Origin of the sequence: Kocuria aegyptia (genome assembly GCF_039530085.1) — a bacterium.
Classification (GTDB): Bacteria; Actinomycetota; Actinomycetes; order Actinomycetales; family Micrococcaceae; genus Kocuria; species Kocuria aegyptia.
This window is the reverse complement of the sequence record NZ_BAAAOA010000019.1, coordinates 99,688-116,596: the sequence shown is the minus strand read 5'-3', so window position 1 is coordinate 116,596 and position 16,909 is coordinate 99,688. Positions and strand designations below refer to the sequence as shown.

The window sequence follows — 16,909 nt, the reverse complement described above, 5'->3', positions numbered from 1 at the left end:
CCGCCGCGGGGCAGGCGGAAACCGGTCAGACATCACGAAATCCCACGATGCGTTTGACAATTGCTCGTACGGCGGCATCTGACCGGCTCCACGGCAACCGGTCGAGCCGTAATTCCGCGTAGTCGTGGGGGCGGGCGCCGAACTTTTCCTTGAAGTGAGACAGCGTCGTCGACCGGCCACTCTCGCCCATGTGATAAGCGGTGCATGCTAAGTCGCAGGCCATCTTAATGTTGGTCCATTGAACCAGCTCTACCGCACCACGGGTGGAGCCTATCCGAACGCGGTCCATTGCAGACCGGGTGTTATGGGCGGTTTGGCCGAAGAGGGTGATCGCTCCCGCCAAGGGCACGTCCCCCCGATAGGCCATCGTCACCACGAAGCGTGTTCCCAGGTGCCGGGCTATAGCCTGCAGCTTGTTCATCGGATCGCGGCGGCGCGCCCTCGCGTGGGCCAGCGCTCGAGGTTCGTGTTGCCGATCCGCCCACCTGTCTACGGAGAGGAGGAACAGTCCGTAGTAGTCCTCCAAGTGGGCACCCGAGTGGCCAGTCTCGATACGGATTCCTGCACACTCGGCGGCGCGGACGTCCCGTCGGGCGGATTTGGACAACTTGGCCCATGCGGCATCCTCCCCGCCAGCCAAATCGATCACGTGGGCACGGCGCGGGATCGCCAGGATGCCGTCGTTGCGGGCGCCGTCCCACGTCGGCCAACGGCGCGGGTCTGGTCGAATGGCAACCCGCTGCATGCCGAGGCGGTGCAGGTCGCCCAACACTTCACTCACTATGTCGGCGCTCGCGTCCGATCCCACGAGTCCGCCTATGCCCCAGCCGGACGGATACGACTGGAGCCAGCCGCCGAGGCCGATGAGACCGCGCCGCCTCACGAGCGGCAGCACCACTTCGCGACCATCTGCAAAGGAGTACAGACGGCTGGCATCCCGGTAGGAACCGCCCGCCACCAGTGCGTCCACCCATTCCGGCGCCTGGTCGGGCAACGCGTCCCGATCGTTGGAGAGGACGCGCTGCCACGTGTCCCTTGGCGCTGGCGTGACCACCGTGAATGCGCTCATGACACGAACCTCGCCGTCCCTGCACGGAGGCGGCGGACCTGCCGCCAGGCCGTAGTTCGCCAGCGTTCCCCGGCAGGGGCCCGAACAACGCCCTGCCCGCGCAGCACGCGTTCGATCATGTCGAGCGTGTAGTCCGACGTGACCGTCACACGGGCTAGCGAAAATCGGTCGTCCTGGTCGTGGCTCAGCGCGTTTCGGACCGCGGCTGCAGAAGTATAGCCTGCGTCGGACACCATCTTCTCGATCGCCCGGGTATGGTAGCCGTGCGGGTAGGCGAAGGCGTCGACTCGCCGGTCCAGAATCGATTCCAGCGCGTGCTTGCTGTCGATGATCTCCCGACGAGCGATTGCGGCGCGAACGCAATCCAGTTGCGGATGCGTCATGCTGTGGGCACCGATCTCCACGCCGTCGTCCGCGAGCTCCCTGATGCCCTCCGCATCCAGCATGGGCAGGGAACCGGCTCCGAGTGGCGCAAGCCAGTCGCTCCGGCCGCCCACCAGGCCGGCTGTGACGTACAGGGTTGCTGGGAGGCCGCGGGACTTCAGACGGGGCCATGCGTTCGTCGAGAAATCGGCCAGGCCGTCGTCGAACGTGAGCACCACGGTCCTCTCGGGCACCGGCTTGCCGGCCACCATGAAGTTCATCAGATCAGCCACCGACAGAGCGTGGTAGCCCAGCCCGACCAGCAGGTCCAGATGTTCTGCGAACTGTGCCCGGCCGATGGTCCACGGCGTGAAACCCGCCGCGGGTCGGTCATCAATGGAGTGGTAGAGCAGAATCGGTATGACCGGCGTCATGTGACTCCCCCTGGCTGAACTATTCGCTGGGCATGGTGTCGGCTCCGCACGTAGCGTCCGGGCCCCGAGAGCAGTCCCCGGACATGTTGCCGCCGCAAGTCCTGCGGATACGGCGGCAGGCCGGTCATCGTCGGCGGATTCAGGATTGCCGCGGCACGGGTCCGTAGGGCCGTGCGCCGGCCAAGTAATACGAGAAGCATCTTGGGATCGCGGATGAGGCAACGGGTTAAGGCGGTGTTTCTTGTAGGCGAGCAGGTCGTCGCGAGTGGCGTCGGTGAGGTCCAGTTTGGGTTCGCCCTGACCAGCAAGCCAGGTATCGAGGTCCTGTCCCTGAGCAGCGGCTTCATCGTCGGCGTGACGGGCTCGCAAAAAGCGCAGGAAGTTGGTCAGGAAGCGAATGTGGGTCTTGCGCATGGTCTCGAGCGCCAGGCCGCGTTGTTGCCACCCTTCGAGCAGGTACCTATTCAGGTAGTGGCATCCGTCGGCTGTTCCGTCGTCGTCGAGGGCGAAGGGGTAGCCGTCGGGCAGGCCGTACCGGTCGAGGACCTCCAGGGCGATGATGGGGTCAAAGGTCTGGCCATGGGGTAACGGCAGGGGCGGCCCGCCGAGCAGCAGGGCCCGGTCAATGGTGCTGATACGCAACTGTCCCCCACAGGAGGCCTGCTCGCGAACGGAACAGCAACCTCATGTGGAGGACAGTAGCGTGGTACCTGTCGTGGAAAAAGGTCTCTCGAGTGAGAAGACACTTTTTCTACTTCAGAGGTGGAGATGGGGGGAATTGAACCCCCGTCCGATGCAGCATTGTCAGGGCTTCTCCGGGTGCAGTCTGCTTGGCGTCTTCTCAGTCCCGGCCCTCGTGCAGACACGTGGCCGACGGACTCAGTCACGAATTGATGTTCCCCAGACGTCCGCGACACCCGTCTGGAGCAGTGGCCTTCTAGCTGATGCCAGGCCCCGGGTCGAAGGCGAACCCGGGCTGACAGTCACCTAAGTAGTCTGGTTGTGCTTACGCCGCGAGGGCGAAGGCACTCTGAGACTTGGCGACGTTGCGCTTGGAATTGGCAACTATTGTTTTACAGAGAGCGTTTACGAGATAACTCTGCGTCCTCGACCCGCTTCCCCTGTCTCAACTCACATCGTCGAAACCGATCATCCCCGTATTCGTTTGTCAATCATCCCGCCGCAACGGGATGTCCCAGTCTACCGCGCGGTACGAGCGTCCGCAAGGGACGGGCGGGCACCTCAGGCCAGGTTCTTGTAGCGCATGGCACGCTGGGCCTCGCGGTTGTCCTGCTGCTCCCGCAGGGTCTGGCGCTTGTCGTACTCGCGCTTGCCCTTGGCCACGGCGATCTCGACCTTGGCCTTCTTCCCGTCCAGGAAGTAGAGGGACAGCGGCACGATCGTGAAGCCGGACTCCCGGGTCCTCTGCTGGATCTTGTCCATCTCGCTGCGGTGCAGCAGCAGCTTCCGGCGGCGGCGGGCGGAGTGGTTGGTCCACGAGCCCTGCAGGTACTCGGGGATGTGGACGCCCTCGAGCCACAGCTCGCCGTCGGTGAACTGGCAGAACCCGTCCACCAGCGAGGCGCGCCCCATGCGCAGGGACTTCACCTCGGTGCCCATGAGGGCGAGACCGGCCTCGTAGGTGTCGAGGATGTGGTAGTCGTGCCGGGCCTTCTTGTTGTTGGCGATGACCTGACGGCCGGTGTCCTTCTTGGCCATGGGCCTCCTCCCTCGGGACGCTGCGGACGGGGATGCACCGCGCACCGGGGCACGCGGCGGATCCCCCATCCTACGCCACGCCGCCGCCACGGCGGTCGCGCGGGGCCGACGGCCGGCACCCGGATCCGGCGGCCCCCGGTGCAGGGGCGTCGTCCCAGGTCACCGGTCCCTACCGGGTAGGCTGAACGGATGCTGGAGCCAGCCCCCACCGAGCGCCCGCCCGCCGCGGACGTCCTGTACCTCGTCGGCACGAGCGGTCACCCGAACTTCGGCGACGAGTTCATCGCCGCCGCGTGGCTGCGCTTCCTCGCCCGCGCCCGGCCCGGCGCCGAGGTGTGGCTCGACTGCCCGAACCCGGGGCTCGCGTCCCACCTGTTCGCGGGCCTGCACCCCGGACTGCGGACCACCGACACCCTGTGGCGTCTCGCCGTCGAGACGGCGGGGACGGACCCGGTCGCGGCGGACGCCCACGTGGACCGGGTGGTGACGCACCTGGGGACCCCCCGCTACGACCTCGGCCTGCTCGGGGCCCGCCGGGCCGGCACGGTGCACTTCCTCGGGGGTGGATACCTGAACTCCATCTGGCCGCACCACGGGCGCCTGCTGCGCGCGGCGCTGCGGCTGCGCGAAGTCTCCGGGGCGCGGCTCGTCGCCACCGGCCTGGGCCTGGCCCCCGCCGCCAAGGCCGAGGAGCTGCGCGCCGCGCTCGGCGCCTTCGACCACGCCACGGTCCGCGACGCGCCGAGCGCCCAGCTCTCCCGGGCCGACCGCGCCCCCGACGACGCCTTCCTCGGCCTGCCCGGTCTCGCGGGCTTCACCGGGGCCCCGGCCGGAGAAGCAGCCGACGACGACGTGTGGGTGTGCCTGCAGAGCGACATGTCCGAGCCCGGGGTGCTCGACGACGCCGTCGCCGCCGTGCGGGCCGCGCTGACGGGACCGGCGCTGGCCGGACGGACCGTGCGGTACCTCGAGGCGATCCCCGGCGCGGACCGTGCAGCCTTCGACCGGCTCGCCGACCTCGTGCCCGAGGAGAACTTCGTGCCCTTCACCCGGCTCTGGCAGGAGGGCTTCCCGGCCCGCCCGGGCCAGACGTGGCTCACCTCGCGGTTCCACTTCCACCTGCTCGCCGCCGCGTGCGGCGCGGCGGGCACCGCACTGGAGGTCAGCCCCGACTACTACCGCGTCAAGCACCAGTCCCTGCTCGAGGCGGGAACGGGGTGGTCCGTCACGCCGACCGGCAGCACGGCACCGGCGCCGCCCACCCGGTCCCACGACTTCCCGGCCACGGCCGCGCGCCTGCACCGCACCAAGCTGCGGGAGGCGGAGGAGCTGTACCCGGTTGCCGGGGCCCCCGAGGGCATCCCGGCCGGTCCCGAGTCCCGCACCCTGCCGGGGCGGGCGGTGGCGCGCCTCCTGCGCCGCTGAGCGCAGGGCCCCGGCCGGGCCCGGAACCGGCCGGGGCCCGTGCGGGTCTCCCGGAGGGGGCTCAGGCGTCGGCCGGGGCGTGGCGCTGGTCGGCGCGCCAGCGGATCCCGGCGTCGACGAAACCGTCGATCGCGCCGTCGAAGATGGCGGAGGGGTTGCCCTCCTCGTGGTTGGTCCGCAGGTCCTTGACCATCTGGTACGGGTTCAGGACGTAGGAGCGCATCTGGTCGCCCCAGGACGCCTTAACGTCCCCCGCCAGCTCCTTCTTCTTGGCGCTCTCCTCCTCCTGCCGCTGCAGCAGCAGACGGGACTGGAGCACGCGCAGCGCGGCCGCCCGGTTCTGGATCTGGGACTTCTCGTTCTGCATGGACACGACGATGCCCGTGGGGATGTGGGTCATCCGCACCGCGGAGTCGGTGGTGTTCACGGACTGGCCGCCGGGGCCCGAGGAGCGGAAGACGTCCACCTTGATCTCGGACTCGGGGATCTCGATCGAGTCGTCCTGCTCGATGAGCGGAATGACCTCCACGGCCGCGAACGAGGTCTGGCGCCGCCCCTGGTTGTCGAACGGGGAGATCCGCACGAGCCGGTGGGTGCCGGCCTCGACGGACAGGGTGCCGAAGGCGTAGGGCGCCTTGACCTCGAAGGTCGCGGACTTCAGGCCCGCCTCCTCCGCGTAGGAGGTGTCCAGCACGGTGGTCGGGTAGCCGTGGCGCTCGGCCCAGCGCAGGTACATGCGCATGAGCATCTCGGCGAAGTCGGCGGCGTCCACGCCGCCGGCGCCGGAGCGGATCGTGACCACGGCCTCGCGCTCGTCGTACTCGCCGGAGAGCAGGGTCTGCACCTCGAGCTGGGAGAGCGCCTTCTTCACCGACGCGAGCTCCTCGACGGCCAGCTCGAGGGTCTCCGCGTCGTCCTCCTCGGCGGCCAGCTGCACCATGACCTCGATGTCGTCGATGCGACCGCCCAGCTTCTCGAGCCGCTCGAGGTCGGACTGCTTGTGAGAGAGCTTGGAGGTGATCTTCTGCGCCGCGGCGGGGTCGTCCCAGAGGTCCGGGGCCGTCGCCTGCTGGGAGAGCTCGGCGATGTCCCGCTTAATGGCGTCGACGTCGCTCACGGCCTCGATGGACGCGAACGTGGAACGGAGGGCGGAGATCTCTGCCGGGAAGTCAAGGGAGGCCATGGAAGTCAAGATTATCCCATGGGGGCAAATCAGCCCGGCCCCACCCGGTGCCATCGGCCCCCGCTCTGGCAGGATGGTGCCGACAGGAAGGAAGCACGATGCGCATCCCCCGCACGCTGGCCCTGGTCCTCGCCGGCGGGAAGGGCGCCCGCCTCGGCGCCCTGACCGAGAAGAAGGCCAAGCCCGCCCTGCCCGTCGCGGGCACCTACCGGCTCATCGACGTCGCCCTGTCCAACCTCGCCCACTCCCACATCTCGGACGTGTGGGTCGTCGAGCAGTTCCTTCCGCACAGCCTCAACCAGCACCTGGCCAACGGGCGCCCCTGGGACCTCGACCGCACCCACGGCGGCCTCCAGGTCCTGCCCCCGTACCAGGGAACCGAGGACGAGGGCTTCGCCGAGGGCAACGCGGACTCGATCTACCGGCAGAAGGACCTGATCCGCGACTTCGCCCCGGACCTGGTCCTCGTGCTCAGCGCCGACCACCTCTACACGCTGAACTTCCTCGACGTGATCGACACCCACCTCGCGCGGGGCGCCGACCTGACCGTGGTCACCACGCTCGTCGACGAGGAACCCTCCCGCTACGGCGTGGTGCAGGCCGACGACGACGGCCGCGTCACCGGCTTCGACTACAAGCCGGACGAGCCCCGGGGGCGGCTGGTCGCCGGCGAGATGTTCCTCTACGACGCGGGCCGGCTCCTGGAGGCCCTCGACGTCCTGCACGAGCAGGAGGGCCGGCTCGAGGACTACGGCAACGACCTGGTCCCGTGGTTCGTGGCGCACCGCACGGTGGTGGAGCACCGCCTGGACGGGTACTGGATGGACATGGGCACCCTCCAGTCCTACTGGACCGCCCACATGCAGATGCTCGACGGCGACGGCGTCACCCTGGACGACCCGTCCTGGCCGATCCTCTCGGCCCAGCCGCAGCGGGTGCCCGCCCGGATCGCGGGCAGCGCCGAGCTGCGCGGATCGATGGTCGCCGCCGGCGCGATCGTGCGCGGCGCCGTGGCGCACTCGGTGCTCGGCCCCGGGGTCCTCGTCGAGGAGGGCGCCACGGTGCGCGACTCGGTGCTGCTGGACGGCGTGCGGGTGGGCGCCGGCGTGACCCTCGAGAACGTCGTGGCCGACATGGGCGCCGACATCTCCGGCGGCGGCCGCCGCGGCTCCGACCAGGGCGTGACGCTCATCGGCGAGGACGGCAGGGCGCGCACCACGGAGGAGTTCGACCGCTCCGCGGTGCTCCCGGACGGCGTCTGAGCCCCCACCCCGTCCGCCGGCCTCGGCTCCGTCGCCCGAGGTCCGGGCATTGTCGCGAGCCTCTCGGGCCCCTCGGGCGGAACCGGTGGGTCCGGCGCCGGGGCCCGCTGCTACCTGCCGAGCTGCGCGCGGGCCTCGCTGGTGGCGGTGATCGGGATGCCGTCGGGCACCAGGAGGTTGACCACCGGCGGGTGCACGACGGCGGACAGCGTCACCTCCGCAGTCCGCCCGTCCGGGCTCCCCGTGGGCGTGGCCAGGGCCAGCCCCGGGGTGCCGGACCAGGCACGGACCGTGTCGAGATAGGCGGCCGCGGCCCCCGCCACGGCGTCGTCGTCCAGGACGGTCGCGGGCGGGGCGCCGCCCTCCCCCGGGTCCAGCGCCACGAACGTGTCGGCCGCGGCGAGCGCGGCGTTGTCGGCCAGCATCTGGAGCTTGCGCTCCCCCAGGTACACCGCGGTGACGCCCATGACCACGACCGTGAGCAGGAGCAGCACGACCGCGAAGCCGATGACCAGGATGGTGACCTGGCCCTCGTCCCGGCCGTGGCCTCGGTCGGCGTGCCGGCCCCTGGACACGTCCCGGACCCGGTGTCCGTCGTCGTCCGGGCGCGGCTCCGGGCGCGCGGTCCGCGCGCTCATCCGTAGCGCCCGAGCACGACCGTGGCCGAGGACGTCAGCACGGCGACGTCCAGATCGGTGAACCCGGGCACCAGCGGGAGCGGGACCTCCAGGACGGCGTGCACCGTGGCCACCGCGCCGGGCGCCGCGCAGGCGCCGTCGGAGCACTCGAGCCGGATCGCCAGCCGGTCGGGGGCGAAGCCCTGGTCCGCCGCCGCCAGCTGCGCCGCGGCGCTCAGTCCGGCCTCGGACAGCTCGCCCGGCTGGGCGCGGGCCAGCACCTGGGAGGCCTGCTGCACGGCGGCCACGACGGCGAACGCCCCTGCCTGGACCTGGGCCACCGCGAGCACGAAGTAGACCACGGGAACGAGCAGCAGCGTGCCCAGCGCGACGAACTCCACGACCGCGCTGCCCTCGTCGTCGTCCGCGCGTTCCCCGATCGCTCCGGGTGCCTCAGTCACCGAGGACGGCATGGCCGCGCACCTCCAGGGAGTCGGGTGGTCCGAACAGGGCCACCACGGGCAACGGCGCCACCACCGTGACCTCCAGGGTCCGCAGCTCGCCCACCGTGACGGAGGTGGCGGCGACGTCCTGGGCGTACCGGGGTCCCAGGGCACCGGAGACGATCCGGCGGGTCCGCTCGACCCCGTCCTCGGGCGAGCGGTCGGCCAGGGTGCCGTACCGGGCGCCGGCCGCGGCGGCGTCGATCAGCGTGTTGCGCACGTGCAGGGCCAGGGCGAGCTGCAGCGTGGCCGCGAAGATCACCGCCACGAGGCCGGCCACCATCACGTACTCGACCACCGCGCTGCCCCGGTCGGCCTCCTGCGGCCCGGAGCGCGGCCGGGCCCGGTTCCCGCCCATCCTCAGTTCTGGCTCACGCGGGCCATCGCGTCCTGGAAGAGCCCCTCCAGGGCCGGCTGCGCCACCAGCAGTAGGCCGGCCACGAGCACCGCGGACATCAGGGTCAGCATCACCCAGCCGGGGACGTCCCCGCGGTCGGGATCGCCGGCGGCGAGCCGGCCGCGCAGCGCGGACAGGAGGAGGGGAAGGACGCCGAGCAGGGCGGCGAGCCGGTGGAGGTGTGTCATGAGGAGTGTCCTTTCCTGGGAGGCGGCCGGTCCCGCGCCGCCCGGATGAGCGGTCAGAAGCCCAGCTCGAGCACGGCGAGCCCGGGGTACACGGCGAACACGACCGTCAGCGGCAGCACGAAGAACACGAGAGGGACCATCATGGCGATCTCCTTGCGCCCGGCCGCCTCCATCAGTTCCCGCTTGTCGTTGTCCCGCACGTCCTGCGCCTGCGCCCGCAGCACGTCCGCCAGGGGCGTGCCGCGCTCGATGGCCACGACGATGCCGTCCACGAACCGCCCGATCGGGGCCACCGGGGTGCGGGCGGAGAAGTCCTGGAGGGCGTGCACGAGCCCGGCGCCGGACCGGGTCTGCGCGAGCACCGCGCGGAACTCGGCGGTGAGCTCTCCCTCGGCGACCCGGCACACCCGCTCGAGCGAACCCACCGCGCTCTCCCCCGCCCCGACCGACAGCGCCATCAGTTCGGCCACGGCGGGGAACTCGGCCAGCATCCGCGCCTCCCGGACCCGGATCCGCCGGCCCAGCTGGTGCCCGCGCAGCAGGTGTCCGGCGGCCGTAGCCGTGCCCACGGCCAGCAGCACCCCGCCGGGACCCGTGCCCCAGCGAGCCGCGGCGGCCACGCCGAGCAGGACGCCCAGCAGCAGCCCCCCGGTCGCGCACAGGAGCTGCTCGGCGCGGAAGTCCGCCGCCGTGGTGGTGACCCCGGCCCGGGCCAGCCGCCTGTCCAGGGCCGCCGACGGGGCGGCGTGCCGGAACACCCGGTGGGCCAGCCCGCGCACGAGCGGGTCCAGCCTCACCGCGGGCCGGCCGGGAACCCGGGCCGAACGGTTCCCGGGCCGGGCGAGCAGGGCCGACTCGACCTCCACCGAACGCAGCTGCGGAGAGATCCGGGCCGCGAAGGACGGCCCACCGGTGATCCGGGCCCCGGTCAGCAGCAGCCACAGTCCGGCGGCGAGCACCAGGCCGAGGAGCACCAGGAGGGCGGGGGAAGCGCTCACCGCAGTACCCGCTCGGGCTCGGGCAGCGCCCCGATGCGCAGCATGAGGCGGTAGGCGATCGTGGACACGAGCAGCCCGCCGATGAGCACGAGCGCACCCGACGGGGTGTCGTAGGCCCGGATCGCGGCGGGCTGGGTGGCCATCAGCGCCAGCACGATCCACGGTGCGGCCACCGCCAGGCGGGCGGCGTTGACCGTCCAGGACTGGCGGGCCTCCAGCTCTCCGCGGGTGCGGGCGTTCTCCCGCAGGAACTCCGACAGCGTCCCGAGCAGCCGGCCGAGATCGGTCCCGCCGACCTCCCTGGTCACCCGCAGGGCCTCGACGATGTTGTCCGCCACGGGGTCGGCCAGCCGGTCCTTGAGCAGGGTGAGGGCGCCCTGCAGCTGCCCGGACGCGCGGTAGTCGGCGGCGAACCGGGCGAAGGCCGGGCGCACCGGCTCGGGTCCGCGGTACTGCAGCTGGATCAGCGCCTCGGGCAGGGACATCCCGGCCCGGATCGCCGAGCGCAGGTGGTCGACGACGTCGGGCCACACCTCGCGCAGGGCGGCCGCCCGGCGCCGGGCCCGGTGCTGCACCACCGCCAGGGGAACCCAGCCGCCCAGGACGGCGGCGCACAGCCCGAGGACGGCGGCGCCGGTGACCGCGGCGACGATCAGCCCGCCCAGTGTCCCGGCCGCGGCGCAGGCGGCCAGCAGTCCCGCCGGGCCGACCCGGGCCAGGTCCGCACGCAGCAGCAGCTCGCGCAGCCGACCGAGCCGGCGCGCGACCACCGGGCGTGGCGCCTCCTCGGCCCAGCAGGACCACCAGAGCAGGAACACGCCCGCTCCCAGCAGCACGCCCAGCGCCGCGCTCACCGCACCGCTCCCACCGGGCCGTCGTCCGCCAACAGGTCGCTCACCCGGTGCCCGGCCCGCTCGAACTTCCACGCCGCCGGCGCCTCGGCGGCCACCGCCAGCAGAGCGCCGTCCGCCTCCGCGAAGACGGGGTACGTCTCGATCACGCCGTTCTCGACCCGGTTGCCGATCGCGAGGATCTCGCTCACCCGGCGCCGCCCGTGCCGGTCGCGGTGGCAGTGCACCACGAGGTCGAAGCAGGAGGCCACCGTGGGCACCACGAAGCCGGTGCTGATGTTCTCTCCTGCCAGCAGCGGCAGCGTGCAGATCTTGGTCACGGCGTCGCGCGCGGAGTTGGCGTGCAGGCTGCACATCCCCGGCAGCCCGCTGTTCAGCGCGATGAGCATGTCCAGGCTCTCCGCCTCCCGCACCTCCCCGACCACGAGCCGGTCCGGGCGCATCCGCAGCGCCTCCTTCACGAGTCGGCGCAGGGGGATCTCTCCCGTGCCCTCGAGGTTGGGCTGACGGCACTGCATCCCCACGACGTCGCGCAGGGGCACCTGCAGCTCGAAGATCTCCTCGACCGTCACCACGCGCTCGCGTGGCCCGATGGAGGCGCACAGACAGTTCAGGAGCGTCGTCTTGCCCGCCTGCGTGGCGCCGGAGACGAGGATGTTGAGCCCGCTGGCCACCGCGGCGTCGAGGAAGCGCGCCGCGCGCGGCGGCAGCGAGCCCAGCTCCACGAGGTCGTCCAGCCGTCGGGCCCGGGCCACGAACTTGCGGATGTTCACGGCCCAGTGCCGGCGCGTCACGTCAGGGATCACCACGTGCAACCGGGACCCGTCCGGCAGCGCCGCGTCCACGAACGGGGAGGACAGGTCCAGGCGGCGGCCCGAGGACTTGAGCATGCGCTCCACGAGGTTGCGGATCTGGGCCTCGGTCAGCACCAGGCTCGTCAGCTCGGACGCCCCTCCGCGGGCGGCGTAGACCTCCGCCGGACCGTTGATCCAGATCTCCTCGATCCGCGGGTCGTCGAGCAGCGGCTGCAGCGGGCCGAACCCGGCCACCAGGTCCAGCAGCACCCGGCGGGCGGCGTCCAGGTCCGCCAGGGCCGGCAGCACCCCGCGCGCCGAGCGCTGGTCGTAGTCGCGCACCGCGGCGTCCACCAGTTCGCGGGTGCGTTCCAACTCGAGCACCGGGTCCAGGCCCCGGCGCCGGATCAGCTCCCGCACCTCGGCCTCGACCAGCCCGAGCGCGTCCTCGGAGAGCAGTGCCGTCATCCGTCCCCCTGCGCGTCGCCCGGCGCGGGATCCGTGCCGGCGGCTCCCCTGCGGAGCGCATGCACAGGAACATAGGCCGATCCACCGTCGTGCCCACAACCCCGTCCTGGACTCCTGTGGACAGCCGTCGCTGACCTGCGATGTTGTTCCCGTCCGGAAACACATGGAGTGTCACAGGATGCGGGCGCATGAAATTTGCTCGGCGGCGGCACGCTGCCGCTTGCCCGCGAGGGCGTGCGCGACGAGCCGCCGGACCGTAGTGTGGGCGGGCGAGCACGCCCCGCACCGGGTGTGCGCGCCACGGCACCGCCCGTGGCGCAAGCCGCCGCCGACCCCGAGGACTGCCGTGACCCATGTGACCTCCGAGCAGGGCGGCAACCGCCCCCATGTCACCGCCCGTGCCCGGGCGCTGCTCCGCGCGGCCGTCCCGCTCACCGGAAATCTGCTGACCGGCGCGGCCGGCGCGGCTCTCGGCCGGCACCTGGTGGCTCCCTCACCGGGTGCGAGGGCCGCCGTGCCCCGGGGATGGCCGACCACCTTCGCCCACCGGGGAGGCGCCGAGGTCGCGCCGGAGAACACCCTCGAGGCGTTCCGGGCGGCCGAGGCCCTCGGGGACGTCGTGCTGGAGCTCGACGTGCAGGCCTCCGCCGACGGCACGGCCGTGCTGATGCACGACCTCACGGTGGACCGGACGACGGACGGGACCGGAGCCGTCGCACTGATGTCCGCCGCGCAGCTGCAGCGGCTGGACGCCGGGCACGCGTTCACCCGCGACGGCAGGACCTTCCCGTGGCGGGGGCGCGGGGTCCGCGTCCCCACGCTCTCGGAGGTCTACGAGGCGTTCCCCGAGCACCGCGTGGCGATCGAGCTCAAGGGCAACCGTCCCGGCGCCGAGGAGATCGTCTGGCGCACCATCCGGGCGGCGGGCGCCCAGGGGCGCACGCTCGTCGCCACGAACCGCACGGCCTCGATCCGGCGGTTCCGCCGGGCCTCGGACGGGGCGGTCCCCACAGCGGCCTCCGTGACGGAGTTCGCGGCCTTCCGGCTGCTGTGCCTGCTGGGCCGGCACGACCGCCATCCGCTGCCGTTCGAGGGCCTGCAGCCACCGGACTCCCTCCTGGGCCTGCGCGTGCTCACACCCGGGCTCGTGCGGAGCGCCCAGCGGGCCGGACTCCGGGTCGACGTGTGGACGATCGACCGGGAGGACGACATGCGCCGCCTGCTGGAGTGGGGCGTGGACGGGGTCATGACGGACCGGCCGGACCTGCTCTCCCGGGTGGTCCGGGAGGCCTGACCCGCAGCGGGGCCGGTCAGGCCGCGGGGCGCTCGGCCGGTGAGGTCGCCGCGAACTGCCGGACCGAGGCCCGTTCCGCGTGCGCCGGGTCCGGTGCCCAGGGCCGCTCCGCCTCGGCGACGGCGATGTGCCGGGCCAGCCGGGTCACGTTGACCTCCTGCTGGCGGTTGCGCAGCGCGGAGGTGGCCTGGGTGATCATGAAGATCACCACGAAGCCGTACAGGACGAGGTCCGTGCCGCGCCCGATCCCGAAGAAGTGGGCGACCCCCGTGAGCAGGTCGGGGAAGAAGATGGACAGCGCCGCGAAGACGAAGAACGCCAGGGCCACCACGCGGCGGATCGCCTGGTGCTTGGCGTTGGCCCCGCCGCGGATCAGGGCGAGCGCGCCGTAGCCCACGGCCAGGACCAGCAGGATCTGCACGGCGTAGATCATCGGACGGCTCTTCCCCTCAACGGTGCGGACTGGCTGTGGACTGGGTGCGGACTACTTGACGAACAGCTCGGCGAGGATGTTCACGCCGTTGAGCAGCGACTGCCCCTTGGACTTCGAGTAGTCCGTGTAGATGATCTCCACCGGGTGCTCGACCCACCGGGGCCGGATGTCGGCGAGCTGGTTGACGATCTCCGAGGCGTGCGCCATCCGGTTCTGGGTCAGCCGGATCCGGGACAGGGTGCCCCGGTCGATGGCGCGCAGCCCGTTGTGGGCGTCGGAGAGGTCCATTCCGGTGGACAGCTTGGAGAAGAACGCGGCGGTGCGCAGCACGATCCGCTTGAGGGCGGAGACCCTGGTGCGCCGGTCGAGGAAGCGGGAGCCGAGCACGACCTCGGCCTCGCCCGAGCGGATCCGCCCGACCATGTCCCACGCGTCCACCACCCGGTGTTGGCCGTCGGAGTCGAAGGTCACCACGCAGTCCATCCCGGGGTCCTGCAGGGCGTACTCGAAACCGGTCTGCAGCGCCGCGCCCTGGCCCAGGTTGATGGGGTGCTGGACGACGACGGCGCCGGCCTCGGCGCAGATCCGGGCGGAGTCGTCGGAGGATCCGTCGTCGACGCAGACGACGTGCGGGAAGGTCCTCCGGAGCTCCCTCAGCACCTCTCCCACGACTGCCGCCTCGTTGTACACGGGCATGACGATCCACGAACGACTCACCCGGACATTCTCGCACAGCGCGCCGGACCCGCCCGTCAGGTCGGAGGCCGGCCCCGGGGCGGCCGCTATGATCGTCCCGGCCCCTTCCCCCACCGTAAGGACGACACCGTGCCCGCTGCCCGGCCGAGCCCCGCAGGACCGACGTGCTGACGGACTGGGGCCCCCATCTGCCGGCCTTCCTGGTCCTGCTCGCCTACCTGTGGCTGCCCGGGCTGGCCCTGCTGTGGGCCTTCGGGCAGCGCGGGGGGCGGATCCTGCTGACGGCGCCGGCGTTCAGCGTCGCCGTCGTCGGGCTCACGGGCGTGGTCCTGGACCTGGTGGGGATTCCCTACGGCGCGCTCGCCCAGGTGGTCGCCGCCGTGGTGCTGGCGGCGCTGGCATGGCTGGTCGGCAGGCTGCTCCCCCGGGGCGGCCACGTGCCCGGCTCGTACGCCGCCGGGGCGGAGCCGGGAGCAACCCCCGGCGACGGTCGCCGCTGGCTGTTCCCGGCGGGCGCGGCCGCCGGTCTGGCGATCGGGGCGGTGCTCCTGGTGCGCCGGATGGCGTCCGTGATCGGCCACCCGGAGGCGTTGGCCCAGCGCTGGGACAACATCTTCCACCTCAACGCCATCCGCTACGTCCTGGAGACCGGCAACGGCTCGACCCTGACCCTGAACCGGATGGTGAGCCCGGAGAGCGCCATCGCCCTGTACCCGGCGGCGTGGCACCAGCTGGCGTCCCTCGTGGTGCCGCTGACCGGCGACAGCGTGCTCGTGGCCCACAACCTGACGCTGCTCGCGGTGGCGGGACTCGTCTGGCCCGCCTCGTGCATCTTCCTGGTGCGCTGCCTCGTCGGCCCGTCCCCCGTGGCGGCCGTGGTCGCCGGCACGGCCGCCGCCGGGTTCAGCGTCTTCCCGCTCGGCCTGATGGCCTGGGGCCCGCTCTTCCCGAACATCCTCGCCCTGGCGCTAGCCCCCGTGTCCCTGGGCCTGCTCGTGCGGCTGCTCGGCCCCGGCGTGACCGCGGACCGGACCGCCCGCACCCCGGACGCCGCCGGCCGGGTCCGGCTGGCCGCCAGCCTGGCGGTCACCCTCGGCGCGCTGTTCGTCTCCCAGCCCAACGCGTTCCTGGCCCTGCTCGTGGTCGCGGTTCCCCTGGCGGCCACGGCGTGGTGGCTCGGCCTGCGCGCGGCCGCGGGCGCCCGGCGGCGCGGCCCGGCCCTCGGGCTGGCGGCGGTGGCGGTGGTCGTGGTGACGGCATGGCTGCTGCTGTGGAACGTCCTGACCACGGACCGCGCGTGGGATCCCTTCACGTCCTTCGGCCGGGGCGTGGGGGAAGCCGTCATGTTCACGGCCAACGGCCGCGACGACGTCCCCTGGGTGCTCGTGCTGCTGACCGCCGCGGGCGTCTACGCCGCGATCTCCCGCCGCCGGCTGCGCTGGGTCGTGCTGGGCCACCTGTCGCTCGTGCTCCTGTACGCCGTCTCCGCCGGCGGCGAGGAGGGCCCCTGGCGGGAGTGGCTGACCGGGGGGTGGTACGTGGACTCCTACCGGCTGGCCGCCACTCTGCCGCTGACCGCGGTGCCCCTCGCCGCCCTCGGCGCGGCGCACGTGGTGGAGGCCCTGGCCGCCGGTGCCGCGGCGCTCGCCTCGTTCGCCGGCCGGCCCGGGGCCGGCCGCGCCGCACATCCCGTCGCGGCGGTCGTGCTGCTGGCGCTCGCGGTGCCGTACTCCCAGGTCGAGTCCCTCACCCAGGCCACGAGGTGGGGCAAGCAGTACTACGCGTGGGAGGGTCCCGAGAACATCCTGACCCGGGACGAGTACGAGCTGCTGGAAGAGCTCGAGGAGCTCACGGACCCCGATGACGTGATCGCCGTCAACCCGTGGAACGGCGGCTCCCTGGCCTTCGCGGTCGCGGAGCGGCCCGTGACCCAGTACCACGTGGGGACGCCCGATCCGCTGGTGCAGGAGGTCGTCACGGGCATCGACGCCGCTGTCCCCGGCAGTCCTGCCTGCGAGGCCGCGGAGGAGCTCGACGTCCGCTACGTCCTGGACTTCGGCACCCAGTTCATCATCCCGGACGATCCGGCCGCCCTCGCCTACACCGGGGTCAACGCGGTGGACCCGGCCGTCGACCTGAACCTGGTGCTGGTCGAGCGCAACGGGGAGGCGGCGCTCTACGAGGTCGTCGGCTGCGACGCCCCCTGACCCTGCGA

The 16,909-nt window shown here is 72.2% G+C and carries 17 protein-coding genes and 1 other RNA gene; 4 read left to right on the top strand and 14 right to left on the bottom strand.

What is annotated here, in order from left to right; translation table 11 throughout:
• Nucleotides 1-25: 25 nt before the first annotated feature.
• The 4 genes from ABD220_RS09375 to smpB form a co-directional block, all read right to left on the bottom strand.
• The gene (locus tag ABD220_RS09375; RefSeq protein ID WP_344121927.1) at nucleotides 26-1,069 is read right to left on the bottom strand and encodes a hypothetical protein; all 1,044 of its coding nucleotides are present in this window, start codon (nucleotides 1,067-1,069) and stop codon (nucleotides 26-28) included.
• On the bottom strand, nucleotides 1,066-2,508 hold the full coding sequence (locus tag ABD220_RS09370; RefSeq protein ID WP_344121926.1) for a polysaccharide deacetylase family protein: 1,443 nt from the start codon (nucleotides 2,506-2,508) through the stop codon (nucleotides 1,066-1,068). The genes ABD220_RS09375 and ABD220_RS09370 overlap by 4 nt, the downstream gene beginning before the upstream one ends.
• 118 nt (nucleotides 2,509-2,626) lie before the next feature.
• Nucleotides 2,627-3,023, bottom strand: a transfer-messenger RNA (tmRNA) gene (gene ssrA, locus ABD220_RS09365).
• 85 nt (nucleotides 3,024-3,108) lie between these two features.
• Entirely contained in the window at nucleotides 3,109-3,585 is a 477-nt protein-coding gene (gene smpB, locus ABD220_RS09360; RefSeq protein ID WP_344121924.1) for an SsrA-binding protein SmpB, read from the bottom strand.
• A 189-nt stretch (nucleotides 3,586-3,774) separates the two neighbouring features.
• Here smpB and ABD220_RS09355 point away from each other — a divergent pair, with 189 nt between their 5' ends.
• Entirely contained in the window at nucleotides 3,775-5,010 is a 1,236-nt protein-coding gene (locus ABD220_RS09355; protein WP_344121922.1) for a polysaccharide pyruvyl transferase family protein, read from the top strand.
• Between the two features lie 61 nt (nucleotides 5,011-5,071).
• On the opposite strand, the gene prfB is transcribed toward ABD220_RS09355, so the two are convergent.
• The gene (gene prfB / locus ABD220_RS09350) at nucleotides 5,072-6,193 is read right to left on the bottom strand and encodes a peptide chain release factor 2 (RefSeq protein ID WP_344121920.1); all 1,122 of its coding nucleotides are present in this window, start codon (nucleotides 6,191-6,193) and stop codon (nucleotides 5,072-5,074) included.
• A 98-nt stretch (nucleotides 6,194-6,291) separates the two neighbouring features.
• Between prfB and ABD220_RS09345 the strand changes: the two genes are divergently transcribed.
• Nucleotides 6,292-7,455, top strand: a complete 1,164-nt coding sequence (locus ABD220_RS09345; RefSeq protein WP_344121918.1) for a glucose-1-phosphate adenylyltransferase family protein — start codon at nucleotides 6,292-6,294, stop codon at nucleotides 7,453-7,455.
• Nucleotides 7,456-7,565: 110 nt separating this feature from the next.
• On the opposite strand, the gene ABD220_RS09340 is transcribed toward ABD220_RS09345, so the two are convergent.
• From ABD220_RS09340 to ABD220_RS09310, 7 genes are read right to left on the bottom strand one after another with little or no spacing between them, the layout of a single operon-like run.
• Nucleotides 7,566-8,093, bottom strand: coding sequence for a pilus assembly protein TadG-related protein (locus ABD220_RS09340; RefSeq protein WP_344121916.1), 528 nt, complete (start codon nucleotides 8,091-8,093; stop codon nucleotides 7,566-7,568).
• The gene (locus ABD220_RS09335) at nucleotides 8,090-8,533 is read right to left on the bottom strand and encodes a hypothetical protein (protein ID WP_344121914.1); all 444 of its coding nucleotides are present in this window, start codon (nucleotides 8,531-8,533) and stop codon (nucleotides 8,090-8,092) included. The genes ABD220_RS09340 and ABD220_RS09335 overlap by 4 nt, the downstream gene beginning before the upstream one ends.
• Nucleotides 8,526-8,933, bottom strand: coding sequence for a TadE/TadG family type IV pilus assembly protein (locus tag ABD220_RS09330; RefSeq protein WP_344121912.1), 408 nt, complete (start codon nucleotides 8,931-8,933; stop codon nucleotides 8,526-8,528). The genes ABD220_RS09335 and ABD220_RS09330 overlap by 8 nt, the downstream gene beginning before the upstream one ends.
• Before the next feature lie 2 nt (nucleotides 8,934-8,935).
• Nucleotides 8,936-9,160: a hypothetical protein gene (locus ABD220_RS09325; RefSeq protein WP_344121910.1), complete on the bottom strand. Its 225-nt coding sequence runs from the start codon at nucleotides 9,158-9,160 to the stop codon at nucleotides 8,936-8,938.
• Between the two features lie 53 nt (nucleotides 9,161-9,213).
• The gene (locus ABD220_RS09320) at nucleotides 9,214-10,158 is read right to left on the bottom strand and encodes a type II secretion system F family protein (protein ID WP_344121909.1); all 945 of its coding nucleotides are present in this window, start codon (nucleotides 10,156-10,158) and stop codon (nucleotides 9,214-9,216) included.
• Nucleotides 10,155-11,012 carry a type II secretion system F family protein gene (locus tag ABD220_RS09315; protein WP_344121906.1) on the bottom strand — a complete coding sequence of 286 codons (858 nt, stop codon included), beginning with the start codon at nucleotides 11,010-11,012 and terminating at the stop codon, nucleotides 10,155-10,157. Before ABD220_RS09315 ends, ABD220_RS09320 begins: the two co-directional genes overlap by 4 nt.
• Entirely contained in the window at nucleotides 11,009-12,271 is a 1,263-nt protein-coding gene (locus ABD220_RS09310) for a TadA family conjugal transfer-associated ATPase (protein WP_344121904.1), read from the bottom strand. Before ABD220_RS09310 ends, ABD220_RS09315 begins: the two co-directional genes overlap by 4 nt.
• Before the next feature lie 346 nt (nucleotides 12,272-12,617).
• Between ABD220_RS09310 and ABD220_RS09305 the strand changes: the two genes are divergently transcribed.
• A complete protein-coding gene (locus ABD220_RS09305) occupies nucleotides 12,618-13,565 on the top strand; it encodes a glycerophosphodiester phosphodiesterase family protein (RefSeq protein WP_344121902.1) in 948 nt (315 codons plus the stop codon).
• 16 nt (nucleotides 13,566-13,581) lie between these two features.
• Here ABD220_RS09305 and ABD220_RS09300 read toward each other — a convergent pair whose 3' ends face one another.
• Nucleotides 13,582-13,998, bottom strand: a complete 417-nt coding sequence (locus ABD220_RS09300) for a DUF2304 domain-containing protein (protein ID WP_344121901.1) — start codon at nucleotides 13,996-13,998, stop codon at nucleotides 13,582-13,584.
• Nucleotides 13,999-14,049: 51 nt separating this feature from the next.
• Nucleotides 14,050-14,694, bottom strand: a complete 645-nt coding sequence (locus tag ABD220_RS09295; protein ID WP_344121900.1) for a glycosyltransferase family 2 protein — start codon at nucleotides 14,692-14,694, stop codon at nucleotides 14,050-14,052.
• Nucleotides 14,695-14,858: 164 nt separating this feature from the next.
• On the opposite strand from ABD220_RS09295, the gene ABD220_RS09290 reads away from it, so the two are divergent.
• Nucleotides 14,859-16,901: a DUF6541 family protein gene (locus ABD220_RS09290; protein WP_344121898.1), complete on the top strand. Its 2,043-nt coding sequence runs from the start codon at nucleotides 14,859-14,861 to the stop codon at nucleotides 16,899-16,901.
• The last annotated feature ends 8 nt before the right edge of the window (nucleotides 16,902-16,909 follow it).

What these genes read in the sequence shown, in the direction of transcription:
- ABD220_RS09345 (WP_344121918.1), top strand. Translation starts at nt 6,292, where the DNA reads ATGCGCATCCCCCGCACGCTGGCCCTGGTCCTCGCCGGCGGGAAGGGC.
- ABD220_RS09375 (WP_344121927.1), bottom strand. Translation starts at nt 1,069, where the DNA reads ATGAGCGCATTCACGGTGGTCACGCCAGCGCCAAGGGACACGTGGCAG.
- ABD220_RS09330 (WP_344121912.1), bottom strand. Translation starts at nt 8,933, where the DNA reads ATGGGCGGGAACCGGGCCCGGCCGCGCTCCGGGCCGCAGGAGGCCGAC.
- ABD220_RS09355 (WP_344121922.1), top strand. Translation starts at nt 3,775, where the DNA reads ATGCTGGAGCCAGCCCCCACCGAGCGCCCGCCCGCCGCGGACGTCCTG.
- ABD220_RS09295 (WP_344121900.1), bottom strand. Translation starts at nt 14,694, where the DNA reads ATGCCCGTGTACAACGAGGCGGCAGTCGTGGGAGAGGTGCTGAGGGAG.
- prfB (WP_344121920.1), bottom strand. Translation starts at nt 6,193, where the DNA reads ATGGCCTCCCTTGACTTCCCGGCAGAGATCTCCGCCCTCCGTTCCACG.
- ABD220_RS09310 (WP_344121904.1), bottom strand. Translation starts at nt 12,271, where the DNA reads ATGACGGCACTGCTCTCCGAGGACGCGCTCGGGCTGGTCGAGGCCGAG.
- ABD220_RS09340 (WP_344121916.1), bottom strand. Translation starts at nt 8,093, where the DNA reads ATGAGCGCGCGGACCGCGCGCCCGGAGCCGCGCCCGGACGACGACGGA.
- ABD220_RS09300 (WP_344121901.1), bottom strand. Translation starts at nt 13,998, where the DNA reads ATGATCTACGCCGTGCAGATCCTGCTGGTCCTGGCCGTGGGCTACGGC.
- ABD220_RS09325 (WP_344121910.1), bottom strand. Translation starts at nt 9,160, where the DNA reads ATGACACACCTCCACCGGCTCGCCGCCCTGCTCGGCGTCCTTCCCCTC.
- smpB (WP_344121924.1), bottom strand. Translation starts at nt 3,585, where the DNA reads ATGGCCAAGAAGGACACCGGCCGTCAGGTCATCGCCAACAACAAGAAG.